Here is a 15,247-nt window from a genome sequence, read left to right on the forward strand (position 1 = left end):
AATGGGTCTTGACGTCCCCGCGCCCGCCCCGTAATTGGCGCGTCACGGCGGTATAGCTCAGTTGGTTAGAGCAGCGGAATCATAATCCGCGTGTCCGGGGTTCAAGTCCCTGTACCGCCACCACACTCCCTCTTTTTGATACTTTCACGCGCAAAGCACCGCGCGCAATGCACGTTGTTGATACATTGCCCTGCGACGCGCGTTAACCCGCGCGTGCATCCAATAGGTTGGTCAGCCAATCAGGGTCCATCTCAGGCACGGACGACAGCAAAAGTTGCGTGTAATCCGGATAGGGCGGCTCTAACACATCGCTCTTTAGGCCCTGCTCGACCACTTTACCTTCAAGCATCACGACGATCTCATCGCTAATCGCTTTTACGGTGGCGATATCGTGGGTGATGAACAAGTAGCTGTAGTTGAACTCTTTTTGCAGGCGGAGCAGCAGTTTGAGGATACCCTCCTGCACAATCTGATCGAGCGCCGAGGTGACCTCATCGCAGATGATCAACTCAGGTTCCGCGGCCAATGCGCGGGCGATACAAATCCGCTGTTTTTGCCCACCCGACAGCTCCGATGGCAGCCGGTCGAAAAAGCTATCGTCCAGTTCAATCATCTGAAGCAATTCAGACACGCGCGCATCACGGGCACGACCCTTAAAGCCCAGATAAAACTCAAGCGGTCGGCCGATGATCTCACCCACGGTTTGTTTGGGGTTCATGGCGGTGTCAGCCATTTGATAGATCATCTGGATTTTTTGCAGCTGCGCGCGGCTGCGGTTTTTCAATTGCGGAGGCAGTGGCTCACCGTTGAACAGCACCTCGCCCCCGCTTTGGGGCAACAGGCCGGTAATAACGCGGGCGGTCGTGGATTTGCCCGATCCGCTTTCACCCACGACGGCGACGGTCTTGCCGCGGGGCATCGTGATCGACACATCGTGCAAGACTTTCACCACGCCGTATGCAGCATCAACGCCTTTGACCTCTAGGATCAAATCGTCGCTCGTCTCCTCGGGCTTTTCCAAGCCACGCACGGACCACAAAGACTTGGTATATGGCATCTCGGGTGCAGTGAGCATTTTGCGCGTTTCGGCCTCTTCGACCTCTTCGCCATAGCGCAGGACTTTGATCACGTCGGCCATTTGGGCCACAACCGCGAGGTCGTGGGTGATGTAGATCGCGGCGGTGTTAAACTCTTCGACAATCTTGCGCATCGAGGCGAGGACCTCAACCTGTGTGGTCACATCCAGCGCTGTTGTCGGCTCATCAAAGATGATCAGGTCGGGGCGGGGGGACATCGCCATCGCGGTCATCACACGCTGTAATTGCCCGCCCGACACTTGGTGCGGATAGCGTGCGCCAATACTGCTCGGGTTGGGCAGTTGCAGCGCATCATACAACTCAACCGCGTCTTCGCGGGGGTTACCGTTAGGCGATAGGCCCGCGCGATTGGTGGCCTCAACCGTTTGCTCAATCAAGCGGTGCGCAGGGTTGAAACTGGCCGCTGCGGATTGCGCGACATAGGCGATACGCGTGCCCCACAGGGGACGCTTTTGCGCCTCGGACATCGCAGCAAGGTCCATGCCGTCAAACAGGATTGAGCCACCTGTCAGCTTGCAGCCCGGCTGGGTGTACCCCATCGCGGCCTTGCCCAGCGTGGATTTACCCGCACCACTTTCACCGATCAGGCCCATGACCTCACCCCGGCGGAGTTGCAGGTTCACGCCCTTGATGATCGGGTGCCAACGTTCGTCCGAAAACCCGTCGATCCGGATGTCGCGCATATCAAGAAGAAGATCAGAGGTCATCGCGCAGCCCGGAGGTTTGTTGCAGGAACCAGTCCACGATGAAGTTCACCGCAACCGTCAAAAGAGCAATCGCCGCAGCGGGCAAAAGCGGGGTGAACGCGGCGCGCAAATCGAACTGTGCAAACTGGATGAGCGAGGCGTTTTCGCGCACCATCGAACCCCAATCTGCTGTCGGGGGCTGGATGCCAACACCAAGGAATGACAGGGCCGCAATGGTCAGGAACACAAAGGAAAACCGCAGCCCGAATTCGGCGACCATGGGGGGCAGGATGTTGGGCAAGATTTCACGGCGCATGACCCATGCGAGGCCTTCACCGCGCAGGCGCGCGGCCTCAACATAATCCATCACCACAACGTTTACCGCCACCGCGCGAGTTAGGCGGAACACACGGGTGCTATCCAACACCGCGATGATCACGATCAGGGACCACACAGTTGATCCAAAGATCGACAGCAGCATCAGCGCAAAGATCAGCGACGGGATCGCCATCAACACATCCACTGCGCGAGAAATCAATTGATCCAGCCACGACCGATTAATCGCCGCAATCAAGCCGAGCGAGCCACCGATTACAAAGGCCAGCAGCGTCGTTGCAAGCGCAATTCCGATGGTGTTGCGCGCGCCATAGATCAAGCGGGTCAGAATATCGCGCCCAATCTGATCGGTGCCAAACCAATGTTCATCTGACCACGGGGCATAGGCCGCGAATGAACTATCGGCCTCACCATAGGGGGCGATGAACGGCGCAAAGATGGCCACACACAGATAGAATGTGACGACCAACAGGCCAAACCACGCAGAAATCGGCGCTTTGCGCAGCACAATCCAAGCCCGCTGCGTGCGCGTCCGCCGGACCCGTACGGCACCAACTTCTGCACTGGCGGAATATGTTTCGGGGGCGTCGCTCATCGGGGGTGCAAAAGCCTCGGGTTGGTGATGATGCCGATGATATCAGCAATCAAGTTGAGCAGGATGTACGTGCCCGCAAAGATCAGCGCGCAGGCTTGAACGACGGGAATGTCGCGCGTGGTCACAGCGTCGACCATCAACTGACCGATGCCCGGGTACACGAACACGACCTCAACCACGACGACGCCCACCACCAGATAGGCAAGGTTGAACGCGATCACTGTTGCAATCGGCGCCCATGCATTTGGCAGCGCGTGGCGCAAAATGATCTCACGCGGAGTGGCCCCCTTAAGACGCGCCATCTCGATGTAGGGTGAGGCGAGCAGGTTGATGATGGCCGCCCGTGTCATCCGCATCATGTGCGCCACAATCACCAGCGTTAGGGTCATCGCGGGCAGGGCCACGCGGTACAAACGCTCCGCCAGCGGCGTGTCGGCCTGCACATTCGCAAGGCTCGGGAACCATGGGTTGATGGCCGCGAACACTAAGATCAGGATGTAGGCCACAAAGAATTCCGGTGTCGCAATCGTCGTAAGCGTCGTGACGTTCACCGCCCGATCATACACTGATCCGCGATACAGCGCAGCTGTCAAACCCAGCAGCAACGCAAGCGGCACAGCAATCATCGCTGTCACGCCAGCTAGGAACAACGTGTTCCACAACCGTGGCCCCACCAGATCCACAACCGGCCGGGACCGATCCACGCCAGAGGACGACCGCCCCGAAAAGCTGGTGCCCAAGTCGCCTGTCGCAACCGCACCAACCCATTGGAAGTACCGCACCACGGCCGGCTCATCGAGCCCCAGTTCATCGCGGAAGGCGGCCACAGTTTCTTCGGTCGCGGCCTGCCCTAGAACAGCCTCGCCAAAATCCCCCGGCAACATGGAAATGCTGGAAAAGATGATCGCAGAGACCACAAACAACGTCGCAACGCCCAAGCCGAGCCGCTTGAGAACCGTTTTGAATACTGGATGCACTAGGTGCGTCCCCCTTTTACGCCGCTCTGTGGCAGCTTTAGGTCACATCATTGGTGTACAACGAGAAATTGTAAACAGCCTATCTGCGACTACCATCTTAACATTTACGACATTTTCCGGGAAAGCCCCTTCACAGTTGGAAATCCTCTGGTACCATTGCGCGCAGACGTCTCCGGGCGGTGTGCGACCGGCACACGGCAAAACGCATGAGACGCGTCGTCAGACAGCAGGGAGAAAAAACTGTGACGAAACAAAAGGATATCTACCTCAAGAACCGCGCAAAGCTGCTCACGGAAAAGCAGATTGACCGCCGTTCCTTTGTGATGTCGGCGCTGGCCGCCGGTGTGGCATTGCCCGCGGCGCTGTCGCTGGCTGGCCAAGCCGAAGCCGCTACTCCTAAAACCGGCGGCAAGCTACGCCAAGCGTTTGGCTACGGCTCCACCACCGATGTGATGGACCCCGCCAACTCAGAAAACGGGTTCATGCAGGCCGTGCAATTTGCACGCGGCAACTACCTGACCGAAGTCTCGAACACCGGTGAGCTGGTCGGCGAACTGGCTGAGAGCTTTGAGCCCTCGAACAACGCGTCCACTTGGGTATTCAACCTGCGCCGCGGCGTTGAGTTCCACAACGGCAAGACCATGACCCCAGAGGACGTAATCGCCACGTTCAACCGTCACCGCGCCGAGGACAGCACCTCTGCCGCGAAGGGTCTGATCACTGCCGTTAAAGAAATCCGCAAGGACGGCGACAATCAGGTCGTGTTTGAACTTGAAAGCGGCAACGCCGACTTCCCCTTTATCGTGTCGGACTATCACCTGATGATCCAACCCGAGGGTGGCGACAATCAGGGCCTTGAGGGCACTGGCGGCTACATGATCGAAAGCTTTGAGCCCGGTGTGCGAGCCGCATTCAAGCGCAACCCCAACTACTTCAAAGAAGGCCGCGCCAACTTTGATGAGGTTGAATTCCTGTCGGTTCTCGACACGACCGCGCGTCAAAGTGCGATCATGTCCGGCGATGTAGATTTCGCCGATAGCATGGACCCCAAAACGGTCGCCCTAATGGCTCGTGTGCCCACGCTGAACCTGATGGAAGTCACCGGGACACAGCACTACACGTTCCCAATGCGCCTCGATGTGGGCCCGTTTGACAACTACGACCTGCGCATGGCGCTGAAGCTAGCGATCAAGCGTCAGGAACTGGTGGACAAGGTTCTGCTGGGTCACGGTGCGGCCGGTAACGACGTGCCTGTGTCCTCGGCGATGCCCTTCCTCAACACCGAACTGCCGGTGCATGAGTTCGATGCCGATCGCGCGCGCTTCCATTACGAAAAGTCGGGCCACTCCGGCCCGATCCAACTGTCCGTTGCCGATGCTGCCTTTGCAGGTGCCGTTGATGCGGGCCAGTTGATCGCAGCCTCCGCCGCGGAAGCCGGGATTGAGATCGAACTGATCCGTGAGCCATCGGATGGCTACTGGTCGAACGTGTGGAACAAAAAAGGCTGGTGCGCCTGTTACTGGGGCGGTCGTCCGACCCAAGACTGGATGTACTCGGCGGCCTACACCTCTGACACAGAGTGGAACGATACCGCGTGGAAGGACACCGAAAGCGCAGATCGCTTCAACGATGTGGTCGTCTCGGCCCGCTCTGAGACCGACCAGACCAAGCGCAAGGACCTCTACTGGGAGGCACAGCGCCTGTTGCAGGACGATGGCGGCGCAATCGTGGCCATGTGGGCGAACTTCATCGCCGCACACTCCAAATCCTTGGCGAATGATGGCAACATCGCCGCCAACTGGGAAAACGACGGCAACAAAGTCGCCGAGCGTTGGTGGTTCGCGTAACCACGCGCCCATATCCAGACCACATGGCGGCGAGGGCAACTTCGCCGCCATTTTTGTGACGTACCCCAGCAAAGCGAAGCATCCATGGACACGGTGACAGAGTTTCCCTTTCCGGTCTCAGAAGACCCTCATATTCTGATCCCTCTGACCGATGGGACCCGCCTTTCGGCGCGTATTTGGCGGGCTGAGGGGGCGGGGCCAGTGCCAGTTATTCTAGAATACATCCCCTACAGAAAACGCGATGGCACGGCTGTGCGTGACGCGCTTGGTCACCCCTATCTGGCCGGTCACGGATATGCCTGCGTCCGCGTGGACACCCGTGGCAACGGCGAAAGCGAAGGGGTGATGCATGACGAATACACCGAAACCGAGCTGTCGGATGCGTGCGATGTGATCGCATGGCTGGCTGCGCAGGATTGGTGCAGTGGTACGGTCGGGATGCAGGGTATTTCGTGGGGCGGATTCAACAGCCTGCAAGTCGCGATGCGCCGCCCCCCGGCGCTAAAAGCGGTCATCACGCTCTGCTCAACCACCGACCGCTACGCCGATGACATCCACTACAAGGGCGGCGTTATGCTGGGCGAAAACCCCGGCTGGGCGGCAACGGCGCTGTCGTGGTTTTCGGTCCCGCCGGACCCGGCCCTTGTGGGTGATGCTTGGCGCGAGATGTGGCAACAGCGGCTTGAAGCCACCCCCGACCTCGCGACCCGTTGGGCGCAGCACAGCCACCGCGATGACTATTGGAAGCATGGCTCGGTGTGTGAAGATTGGGACGCGATCGAAGCCGCCGTTTTGGCCGTGGGTGGCTGGCACGACGGTTACCGCAACACACCGGCGGCACTGTTGGAAAATCTGTCCGCCCCGTGCCGCGCCATCGTAGGCCCATGGAACCACAAATACCCGCACATCGGCGTGCCCGGTCCGCAAATCGGTTTTCTGGATGAAATGCTGCGCTGGTACGACCATTGGTTAAAAGGCGCTGAGACCGGTGTAATGGACGACCCGCCCTACCGCGCGTGGATGATGGAATCGATCAAACCCGAGGTCAGCCCCACGACACGCCCCGGCGTTTGGGTGGGCCAAGAGGGCGTGGCGGACGCACCCACGCTTGCACTCCACCTGAACGGCGATGTGCTGGCCGACACCGCAGGCACCGTTGATGCACTGGCCCGGACCGAGGCCGCCCATGGCCTGTCTGCGGGTGAGTTTTTTCCCTTTGGCTTTGGTCCCGGTGAACTGCCCGCGGATCAACGCCCTGATGACGCGCTCGCTCTGTGTTTCGACAGCGCACCCTTGGAGGACGAGGTGCAAATCCTCGGCGCGCCGAACGTGCGCCTGACACTAAGCGCGGATCAAACCCATGCACAGGTGGTCGTGCGGCTGTGTGACCTGCGACCCGACGGGACATCCGCGCTCATTACGATGGGGATGCTAAACCTGCGCCACCGCAGTGGCCATGATGTCCCGGTGGATGTGGCCCCCGGCGCGACGATGGAGATCGACGTTCCGCTTGATCAGATCGCCTATCGCCTGCCCAAAGGACACCGTCTACGGATCGCAATTGCGCCAAGCTACTTCCCCTTTGCCTTTCCCAGCCCCAAGCCTGTGACCCTGCATGTGACCGGCGGCGCGCTCGAGGTGCCGCGGCGCACAGGCGCGGAATGGTCGGGCTTTGGCCCGCCACGCTCGGCCCCACCGCTTGTGACCGAAACCCTCGCTCCGCGCGCCGAATCCAAGCGGATCATCACCGACCACGGTGCCCGAACCATCACCACCGAAATCACTGGCGACGACGGTGTTTATCGCGACACAACCCATGGCCTGGAAACCGGGCTCTGCGTCCACGAAACTTTTACTATCCCTATGGATAACCCCGGCGCCGCAAGCGCGCGGTTCCATTGGACCCGCAGCAAGGGGCGCGGAGCGTGGCAGGTGCGAACCGAATGCGAGGTCTATCAACGCGGCGATGGACCCGATTTCGCCATTACTTCGTGGATCAAAGCTTGGGAGGGCGACACCCTCGTTTTTGAACGCACGTGGGACACGCGTGTGCCACGGGGGTAAAATGCCTCTACCCTTCCGCGCGCGGCCATGCTTTTCTGCGCGCACGAGAACATGTGCCGACGGGAGACACAAATGAACTGCGTATTTGTCCAAATTCGCTGCCGCCCCGGCACAGGCTACACCGTGGCCGATGCCATCGCGCTGCGCGAAATTCACTCGGAGCTGTATTCCACCTCCGGTGAATATGATTTGCTGCTCAAGCTCTACATCCCCGAAGGCGAGGATGTGGGCAAATATATCAACGATAACCTGCTCGACATCGATGGAATCGAGCGGACGCTCACGACGCTTACGTTCAAAGCCTTTTGATCAGGCGTCCAAGGGACAAATAGGGGGATTACTATGTTCAAACACCTTGCACTCGCGGCCACTGTGGCTGCTTTTGGCACGGCTGCGGTGGCTGATGGCCACGGCGCGGTCAAAGTCGGGATGATCACAACGCTTTCGGGCGGCGGCGCAGGCCTTGGCATCGACGTGCGCGATGGTTTCATGCTGGCGATCAACCAATCCGGCAACACCAACATCGAAGTCATCATCGAGGATGACCAGCGCAAGCCTGAGATCGCTGTGCAGTTGGCTGACAAGATGATCCAGTCCGAAAAAGTGGACGTGATGACAGGGATCATCTGGTCCAACCTCGCGATGGCTGTGGTGCCTGCGGCAACCGCGCAAGGCAAATTCTACCTGTCGCCAAATGCAGGCCCGTCGGCCTTGGCGGGTCGTGGCTGTCACCCCAACTATTTCAACGTCGCGTGGCAGAACGACAACCTGCACGAAGCCGCTGGCGCCTATGCGAACTCCGCTGGCTACACCAACAGCTTTATCCTCGCGCCCAACTACCCCGCAGGCCAAGACGCTCTGACAGGCTACAAACGCCAATACGGCGGTGAGCTGGCCGGTGAAGTCTTTACCAAGCTGGGCCAGACCGATTACGCCGCTGAGATCGCCCAAATTCGGGCATCGGGTGCGGACAGCGTGTTCTTCTTCCTGCCCGGCGGCATGGGGATTTCGTTCCTCAAGCAGTACGCCGATAGCGGCGTAGATCTGCCCGTTGTGGGCCCTGCATTCAGCTTTGACCAAGGCATCCTGCAAGCGGTGGGTGCAGCTGCATTGGGCGTTGTGAACACGTCGCAGTGGAACAAAGACATCGACAACGCGACCAACGCGGCCTTTGTCGAAAGCTTCCAAGCGGAATACGGCCGCCTGCCGTCGCTCTATGCGTCCCAGGGGTTTGACACAGCCAACCTGTTGCTCAGCGCGATGGCCTCCGCCGACGTGAATGACACCGATGCGTTCCGCGCAGCCCTCAAGGCGGCAGATTTCGCCTCGACCCGGGGGGATTTCGCCTTTGCCGACAACCACCACCCGATTCAGGACATCTATGTCCGTGAGGTGATCCAAGAAGGCGACGTTTTCACCAACCGCATCATCGGCACCGCTCTGACGGACCACAGTGATGTCTACGGCGCAGACTGTAAGATGTAATTTAACTGGACCGGGGCACGCTCCGGTCCATTTCGCTCTCCCATGAGTCTTATTCTTCTGATCGAGCAGGTCCTCAACGGCCTGCAATTTGGCGTGACCCTGTTTCTGATGGCAGCGGGGCTGACGCTTGTGTTTGGCGTGATGGGGCTGATCAATCTGGCCCATGGGTCGCTGTTCATGGTGGGCGCATTTGCGGCAGCGGCCGTGGCCGGGGCCACAGGTTCATTCGTGCTGGCGCTGGGTGCCGCATTGGCGGCAGCAGCCGCAGCGGGCGCCTTGGTTGAGGTTCTCGTGATCCGGCGGCTCTATGCGCGCGATCACCTCGACCAAGTGCTTGCGACCTTCGCATTGATCCTGATTTTTTCCGAAGGCACGCGCTGGGTCTTTGGCTCATTTCCTTTGTACCTCAACATCCCAGCGGCTTTGTCCGGCCCCATCAGCCTGCCCGGAGGGATCGAATATTCGACCTATCGGTTGTTCCTGATCGGTGTTGGCATCGCAGTGGCGATTGGGCTTGGGCTGCTGATCACCCGCAGCCGGCTGGGCATCCAAATCCGCGCCGGTGAAAGCGACCGAGAAATGATCGCAGCCCTCGGCATCGACATCTCACGCCTCTACACAATCGTCTTTGCTCTTGGGGCGGCACTTGCGGGCCTAGCGGGCGCATTGGTGGGGGCAATCCAATCGGTACAGGTCGGCATGGGTGAGCCGGTCTTGATCCTCGCGTTTGTGGTGATCGTAATCGGCGGGATCGGTTCGATCAAAGGGGCGCTGGTGGGCGCGGTGTTGGTGGGGCTGACGGATACGTTGGGCAAGCTTCTTCTGCCCGGCATGTTCGCGCTGTTCATGCCCGCATCCTCGGCGGCGACAGTCGGCTCGGCCTTGGCGTCTATGGCGATCTACATCTTGATGGCGGCGGTCCTGATCTGGCGACCAACGGGCCTGTTCGGAGTACGCGCATGATCCCTGAGCGTTGGTTAAACGCGGCCCTCACACTCGGGCTGTTGGCGGTGCCATTGTGGGCACTGTGGGCGGATGAGCCGTTTACAATCACGCTGGCCACCAAGGTCGCGATCCTTGCGTTGGCGGGTGTCGGCCTGAATATTGCGCTGGGCATTGGCGGATTAGTCAGCCTGGGCCACGCGGCGTTCTTTGGTGTCGGCGGCTACGCGATGGGCATTCTGGCCCATCACGCGCAAACGTTTCAGCCGATGATCTGGGGCCTAGAAGGCACCAAGTCGATGCCGATCATCTGGCTAACGGCGCTGGTGTCATCGGGACTTGCGGCTCTTGCGATTGGCGCGCTGACGCTGCGCACTTCGGGCGTTTATTTCATTATGATCACCCTCGCCTTCGGGCAGATGTTCTACTATTTCGCGATCTCTTGGCCCGCATACGGCGGCGAGGATGGGCTTTCGATCTATGTGCGCAACGGATTTCCCGGCCTGAACACCTTGGACCCCATCCAGTTCTTTGCCATCGCGTTTACCGCATTGATGCTGGCGCTGTTCCTTCATGCCCGGCTCAAGGCGTCACCCTTTGGCCTAGCGCTGAACGCGGCGCGCCAAAGCCCGGACCGCGTGGAAACCGTGGGCCTATCGCCCTTTCGCTTGCGCCTTTTGGCGTTCGTAATTTCGGGCGCGATTACCGGGCTTGCGGGGGCGCTGTTTGCGGATTTGAACCGCTTTGTTTCGCCCACGATGTTTAGCTGGCAACTGTCGGGTGAGCTGATCGTATTTCTGCTTATTGGCGGTGTGGCGCGGCTTTATGGGCCCGTGGTTGGGGCTGCGGTGTTCATATTCCTAGAACATCACCTTGGCGACATCAGTGAGTTTTGGCAGATCGGCTTGGGCGTCTTACTCCTGCTGATTGTGCTGTTTGCGCGCGGTGGGTTGATCGGCCTCGTGGCGGGAGAAAAGCGATGAACCCCGTTTTGGAAACCCGCGGAATTACCAAAAACTTCGGCGCGGTTGAGGCAAGTCGTGGTATCTCACTCGACCTACGGCCCGGGGAAATCCATGCATTGATCGGCCCCAATGGCGCGGGCAAATCGACCCTGATCCAGCAAATCGCAGGCAAGTTGCGCCCCGACGCGGGCAGCGTGCACTTGCTAGGCGAAGACGTGACAGCTCTTGGTGTGGCGGAGCGCGCGCGCGCAGGCTTGGGTCGGACATTTCAAGTGAGCGCACTGGCGATGGAGGACACGGTTCTGCAAAACGCCGTGCTTGGTGCGTTGGGTGCGCGCGGCGGGCGTGTGCCGCTTTTTCGCGGCGCCCTGCATGACGCCGACTTGCGCGCCACCGCTGAGGCCGCGCTGGACCGTGTTGACCTGCTAGACAGTGCCGATATGCAGACCGCTGCCCTGTCGCACGGACAACGCCGTCAGCTAGAAGTGGCCGTGGCCCTGACCCTGAAACCACGGGCCTTTGTGATGGATGAACCCATGGCAGGCTTGGGTGCAGAAGGGTCCGCTCGGCTGACGCGTTTCCTCGATGGTTTGCGGGATGAGGCGCCGATTTTGATGGTGGAACACGACATGGACGCGGTCTTTGCGCTGGCGGATCGGATCAGTGTCTTGGTCTATGGCCAGCTGATCGCGACGGGCACGCGCGATGAAATCCGCGCCAACCCAGATGTGCGCGCCGCCTATCTGGGAGAGGACGCATGAGCCTTTTGTCCGTCCAAAACCTGACCGCGCATTACGGTGCGACCCAAGCCCTGTTCGATGTCTCACTTGAGGTGGCGCAGGGGGAAGTCGTGGCCCTAATGGGCCGCAACGGGATGGGCAAATCCACCACCGTCAAATCCATCTGCCGGATGATCCCGGCGGGTGGCACCATTACATTCGACAGCAAAGACCTACGTGCCCTACCGGCCCACAAAGCCGCGCAAGCTGGCATCGGGTTGGTGCCCGAGGGGCGGCGGTGTTTTCCCAACCTTAGTGTGCGCGAAAACCTGATTGCGGCGGCCCGCCCCGGTCCGTGGCACGAAGCAACGGTGCTGGACCTATTCCCCGGTTTGCGTGATCGGCTGGACCAAAGTGCGGCGACCCTTTCCGGCGGAGAGCAGCAGATGCTGGCCATTGGCCGCGCGTTGATGACAAACCCCCGACTGTTGATCTTGGATGAGGCGACCGAGGGGCTTGCCCCCCTGATCCGGCAGGCGATTTGGGACGTGATCGCGCGGCTTAAGCAGGACACGGGCCTTGGTATTCTGCTGATCGACAAATCCCTTAAGGAGCTGTCCGCTATTGCCGACACGGCCGTGATCCTTGATCGCGGGACCCGCGTTTGGGGTGGAACAATCGCTGAGCTGACGCCCGAGGTCACAAACCGCCACCTTGGGCTTTGATCACTCGGCCCCGCCGCCGGGCAGGACCGTCAGGGCCATGCCTAAGGGATATTCTTCAAGGTTCGGGCCGCCGTCCACACGGTCGATGACCGTGTAAAGCCCCCCATCCGACAGCGGCGTCAAAACCCCGTGCCACGTGTTCGCCGCGATGTTCACCGCTTGGCGACCATGGGCAACAAACGCCTTGGGGCGCACCGGCGTGCCCGCATCATCCTCGGCCACGATGTACAGGGTCGTGCATCCTTCCATCGGGACGAAACACTGACTGCCATGGGGGTGCCGCTCTAGCAGGGTGCAGCTGTAGGGCAGCGCCTGCACCTCTGATTGGAAAAGGCTGATCCCCACGCGGCCCCCTTCGGCGACAAGCGCGCTAAGGTCACTGAACCGCTTGCAGCGCCCGTCATTGATCAGGACGTGATCACTGCCCAGCTCAACCACATCCCCATAGGGCGCAAAGTCCGTGGGGCGCAGCGGACGAGGTGTTAGGATTTGAGTGCTCATAAGAAACCCTCCAACGGCGCATGACGATTGACGTCTTTGTAGAGCAGATAGCGGAACGGCTCATCCCCTGTGGCGATACAGGCCTGCGGACAAAACGCACGCAGCCACATGAAATCACCGGCACCCACAGGGACCCAATCCTTGTTCAACAGGTAATCCGCCGTACCCTGCAATACGTACAAACCGTGTTCCATCACGTGGGTCTCGGCAAAGGGAATGCGACCACCGGGTTGGAAGGTCACGATGTTGATGTGCATGTCATAGCGCAGATCGAACGGATCAAAGAACCGCTTGGTTGACCACAGCCCGCCAGCGTTCGGCATGTCAGAAGACGGGATATCATCTTCATGGCTGACGAAGGCTTCGGGCGGAGGCATGTCCGGCAGTTCTTGGTACTTTTTGCGGATCCAATGAATGCCGCAGGGCCCATCTGCCCGGTTCCACAAGGTCCAGACCGCACTGGCCGGAATAAAAACGAAGCTGCCCGCGCGCAGGGTATACGTATCGCGCCCAAGGGTCAGCGTGGGCGTGCCGTGAGTAACGAACAGAGCGGCTTCGGCGCGCACATCCAATTCGGGCGTCATGCTGCCGCCTTCGGGCTGGATTTCGATCGCGTATTGGGAAAACGTCTCGGCAAAACCCGACAAAGGCCGCGCGAGGATCCAAGCGCGCGTCCCTTCCCAGTGGGGCAGGAACGAGGTCACGATATCCGTGTGCGTGACTGCGGGTAGGACGGCATAGGCTTCGGTAAAGATCGCCGTGCCCTCGGGGTTCGCGTCTTGGCCCATCATGCCGCCCTTGGGAAACGCATAACTCATGGCAGCTGGTCCTTTAGACGGTGCAGCGCGATGCGTTCCACATTGTAACAAGCGGTGGCAAATTCGGTGTCAGCATCTGAATTGAGCCGTGCCTCAAAGGCTGCGATGATGCTCGGCTTGTCATGATCCCGGACCGCGATAATGAACGGAAAGCCGTACTTTTCGACGTACTGCGCGTTCCATTGGGTGAATTGTGCGCGCTCCGCATCGGTCAGGGCGTCCAACCCTGCGCTTGCCTGCTCTGATGTGCTTTCGGCGGTGAGCCGTTTGGCAGCCGCCAGTTTACCCGCCAAATCAGGGTGCGCGCGCAGAACTGCCATTTGCTGCGCGGGGTCCGCCGCACGAAACGCTCGGCATAGCGCGTTGTGTAGGCCAATCGCGGTGTCATGGGCGGGCCCCAGTTCCAGCAGGTGCGCGTGCTCGGCCACCCAAGGGGAGTGTTCGAAAATTCCGCCATAGGTCGCCACGAATGTGTCACGGTTCATCTGGCTGGGCCGGGCGCGCCGCACATGTGGGTGGGTCTTGGCCCAATGGGTCGCAATGTCGATCCGCCGCGCAAACCAGACGTCCTCATGGGCGGCGACGTATTCAAGGAACCGCCGAAGCGCCTGTACCCGGCCCGGCCGCCCGATCAGCCGGCAATGCAGACCGATCGACATCATCCGCCCACCCTCTGCATAAAGCGCGTCGAAACTGTCCTTGAGATAGCTGTAGAATTGATCGCCCGCGTTGAACCCTTGGGGCGTGGCAAAGCGCATATCGTTGGCATCCAACGTGTAGGGGATCACCAATTGATCCCGCGCGCCGACCTCAACCCAATAGGGCAGATCATCGGCATAACTGTCAGAGACATAAGCAAAGCCGCCCTCTTCTGCCACCAACCGCACCGTGTTTTCAGAACACCGCCCAGTGTACCAACCAACGGGGCGGCAGCCGGTGACTTCGCGGTGCAGCTTGACCGCGGCTGCGATGCTCTCGCGCTCTTGCGGCTCGGGCATGTCCTTGTGTTCAACCCACTTGAGCCCGTGGCTGGCCATCTCCCACCCGGCGTCGATCATCGCGGCGGTTTGTTCGGGATTGCGCGCCAAGGCGGTGGCCACGCCGTAAACAGTTAGGGGAATGTCCATCTGAGTGAACAAGCGATGCAGTCGCCAAAACCCTGCACGCGCGCCGTATTCATAGGTCGATTCCATGTTCCAATGCCGCTGCCCGGGCCATGCGGCGGCCCCCACGATTTCGGATAGGAATGCCTCGGACGCGGGATCATCGTGGAGGATACAGTTTTCGCCACCTTCTTCGTAGTTGAGGACAATCTGCACCGCGATCCGCGCACCGCCGGGCCAATTGGCCTCTGGGGGTTTGGGGCCGTAGCCCACCATATCTCGGGGATATCTGCGCATCGCTCGCTCCTGTGGATGTGATGCGCGCAGCTTAGGACCTTCGCACACGACAGGGAATGCCTCTCAGAGCGGTGTCGCGCGATGGTCTTT

Annotated in this window: 14 protein-coding genes and 1 tRNA gene; 9 read left to right on the forward strand and 6 right to left on the reverse strand. The window is 60.1% G+C overall.

Annotation, left to right across the window (positions count from 1 at the left end):
- Positions 1–46 precede the first annotated feature (46 nt).
- Positions 47–123, forward strand: a tRNA-Met gene (locus THS5294_RS05225).
- Between the two features lie 79 nt (positions 124–202).
- Here THS5294_RS05225 and THS5294_RS05230 read toward each other — a convergent pair.
- The 3 genes from THS5294_RS05230 to THS5294_RS05240 are packed head-to-tail and all read right to left on the reverse strand — an operon-like array spanning position 203 to position 3,691.
- Positions 203–1,804: an ABC transporter ATP-binding protein gene (locus tag THS5294_RS05230; RefSeq protein ID WP_058122903.1), complete on the reverse strand. Its 1,602-nt coding sequence runs from the start codon at positions 1,802–1,804 to the stop codon at positions 203–205.
- A complete protein-coding gene (locus THS5294_RS05235) occupies positions 1,794–2,714 on the reverse strand; it encodes an ABC transporter permease (RefSeq protein WP_058122904.1) in 921 nt (306 codons plus the stop codon). Before THS5294_RS05235 ends, THS5294_RS05230 begins: the two co-directional genes overlap by 11 nt.
- Complete coding sequence (locus THS5294_RS05240) at positions 2,711–3,691, reverse strand: ABC transporter permease (protein WP_038005656.1); 981 nt, start codon at positions 3,689–3,691, stop codon at positions 2,711–2,713. The genes THS5294_RS05235 and THS5294_RS05240 overlap by 4 nt, the downstream gene beginning before the upstream one ends.
- A gap of 242 nt (positions 3,692–3,933) precedes the next feature.
- Here THS5294_RS05240 and THS5294_RS05245 point away from each other — a divergent pair, with 242 nt between their 5' ends.
- The 8 genes from THS5294_RS05245 to THS5294_RS05280 all read left to right on the forward strand — a co-directional run bounded on the left by THS5294_RS05245 (position 3,934) and on the right by THS5294_RS05280 (position 12,438).
- A complete protein-coding gene (locus THS5294_RS05245; protein WP_233486407.1) occupies positions 3,934–5,538 on the forward strand; it encodes an ABC transporter substrate-binding protein in 1,605 nt (534 codons plus the stop codon).
- Between the two features lie 84 nt (positions 5,539–5,622).
- Positions 5,623–7,602 (forward strand): CocE/NonD family hydrolase, encoded by a 1,980-nt coding sequence (locus tag THS5294_RS05250; protein ID WP_058122905.1) that lies wholly within the window; start codon positions 5,623–5,625, stop codon positions 7,600–7,602.
- A gap of 72 nt (positions 7,603–7,674) precedes the next feature.
- Positions 7,675–7,911, forward strand: a complete 237-nt coding sequence (locus THS5294_RS05255) for an Lrp/AsnC ligand binding domain-containing protein (RefSeq protein WP_038005653.1) — start codon at positions 7,675–7,677, stop codon at positions 7,909–7,911.
- 33 nt (positions 7,912–7,944) lie between these two features.
- Positions 7,945–9,087: an ABC transporter substrate-binding protein gene (locus tag THS5294_RS05260; RefSeq protein WP_058122906.1), complete on the forward strand. Its 1,143-nt coding sequence runs from the start codon at positions 7,945–7,947 to the stop codon at positions 9,085–9,087.
- A 42-nt stretch (positions 9,088–9,129) separates the two neighbouring features.
- The gene (locus THS5294_RS05265; protein WP_058122907.1) at positions 9,130–10,050 is read left to right on the forward strand and encodes a branched-chain amino acid ABC transporter permease; all 921 of its coding nucleotides are present in this window, start codon (positions 9,130–9,132) and stop codon (positions 10,048–10,050) included.
- Positions 10,047–11,012 (forward strand): branched-chain amino acid ABC transporter permease, encoded by a 966-nt coding sequence (locus THS5294_RS05270; protein WP_058122908.1) that lies wholly within the window; start codon positions 10,047–10,049, stop codon positions 11,010–11,012. Before THS5294_RS05265 ends, THS5294_RS05270 begins: the two co-directional genes overlap by 4 nt.
- A complete protein-coding gene (locus tag THS5294_RS05275) occupies positions 11,009–11,755 on the forward strand; it encodes an ABC transporter ATP-binding protein (RefSeq protein WP_058122909.1) in 747 nt (248 codons plus the stop codon). Before THS5294_RS05270 ends, THS5294_RS05275 begins: the two co-directional genes overlap by 4 nt.
- On the forward strand, positions 11,752–12,438 hold the full coding sequence (locus THS5294_RS05280) for an ABC transporter ATP-binding protein (RefSeq protein WP_058122910.1): 687 nt from the start codon (positions 11,752–11,754) through the stop codon (positions 12,436–12,438). The genes THS5294_RS05275 and THS5294_RS05280 overlap by 4 nt, the downstream gene beginning before the upstream one ends.
- On the opposite strand, the gene THS5294_RS05285 is transcribed toward THS5294_RS05280, so the two are convergent.
- From THS5294_RS05285 to puuE, 3 genes are read right to left on the reverse strand one after another with little or no spacing between them, the layout of a single operon-like run.
- A complete protein-coding gene (locus THS5294_RS05285; protein WP_058122911.1) occupies positions 12,439–12,939 on the reverse strand; it encodes an ureidoglycolate lyase in 501 nt (166 codons plus the stop codon).
- A complete protein-coding gene (locus THS5294_RS05290) occupies positions 12,936–13,757 on the reverse strand; it encodes a bifunctional allantoicase/(S)-ureidoglycine aminohydrolase (protein WP_058122912.1) in 822 nt (273 codons plus the stop codon). The genes THS5294_RS05285 and THS5294_RS05290 overlap by 4 nt, the downstream gene beginning before the upstream one ends.
- On the reverse strand, positions 13,754–15,157 hold the full coding sequence (gene puuE, locus THS5294_RS05295; RefSeq protein WP_058122913.1) for an allantoinase PuuE: 1,404 nt from the start codon (positions 15,155–15,157) through the stop codon (positions 13,754–13,756). The genes THS5294_RS05290 and puuE overlap by 4 nt, the downstream gene beginning before the upstream one ends.
- Positions 15,158–15,247: the final 90 nt, after the last annotated feature.

It is taken from the genome of Thalassobacter stenotrophicus, assembly GCF_001458315.1.
In the GTDB taxonomy this organism is placed as follows: Bacteria; Pseudomonadota; Alphaproteobacteria; order Rhodobacterales; family Rhodobacteraceae; genus Thalassobacter; species Thalassobacter stenotrophicus.

Excerpts from the sequence above, each read along its gene's own strand:
- THS5294_RS05230 (WP_058122903.1), bottom strand. The coding sequence starts at position 1,804 with ATGACCTCTGATCTTCTTCTTGATATGCGCGACATCCGGATCGACGGG.
- THS5294_RS05235 (WP_058122904.1), bottom strand. The coding sequence starts at position 2,714 with ATGAGCGACGCCCCCGAAACATATTCCGCCAGTGCAGAAGTTGGTGCC.
- THS5294_RS05250 (WP_058122905.1), top strand. The coding sequence starts at position 5,623 with ATGGACACGGTGACAGAGTTTCCCTTTCCGGTCTCAGAAGACCCTCAT.
- THS5294_RS05255 (WP_038005653.1), top strand. The coding sequence starts at position 7,675 with ATGAACTGCGTATTTGTCCAAATTCGCTGCCGCCCCGGCACAGGCTAC.
- THS5294_RS05260 (WP_058122906.1), top strand. The coding sequence starts at position 7,945 with ATGTTCAAACACCTTGCACTCGCGGCCACTGTGGCTGCTTTTGGCACG.
- THS5294_RS05265 (WP_058122907.1), top strand. The coding sequence starts at position 9,130 with ATGAGTCTTATTCTTCTGATCGAGCAGGTCCTCAACGGCCTGCAATTT.
- THS5294_RS05270 (WP_058122908.1), top strand. The coding sequence starts at position 10,047 with ATGATCCCTGAGCGTTGGTTAAACGCGGCCCTCACACTCGGGCTGTTG.
- THS5294_RS05275 (WP_058122909.1), top strand. The coding sequence starts at position 11,009 with ATGAACCCCGTTTTGGAAACCCGCGGAATTACCAAAAACTTCGGCGCG.
- THS5294_RS05280 (WP_058122910.1), top strand. The coding sequence starts at position 11,752 with ATGAGCCTTTTGTCCGTCCAAAACCTGACCGCGCATTACGGTGCGACC.
- THS5294_RS05285 (WP_058122911.1), bottom strand. The coding sequence starts at position 12,939 with ATGAGCACTCAAATCCTAACACCTCGTCCGCTGCGCCCCACGGACTTT.
- THS5294_RS05290 (WP_058122912.1), bottom strand. The coding sequence starts at position 13,757 with ATGAGTTATGCGTTTCCCAAGGGCGGCATGATGGGCCAAGACGCGAAC.
- puuE (WP_058122913.1), bottom strand. The coding sequence starts at position 15,157 with ATGCGCAGATATCCCCGAGATATGGTGGGCTACGGCCCCAAACCCCCA.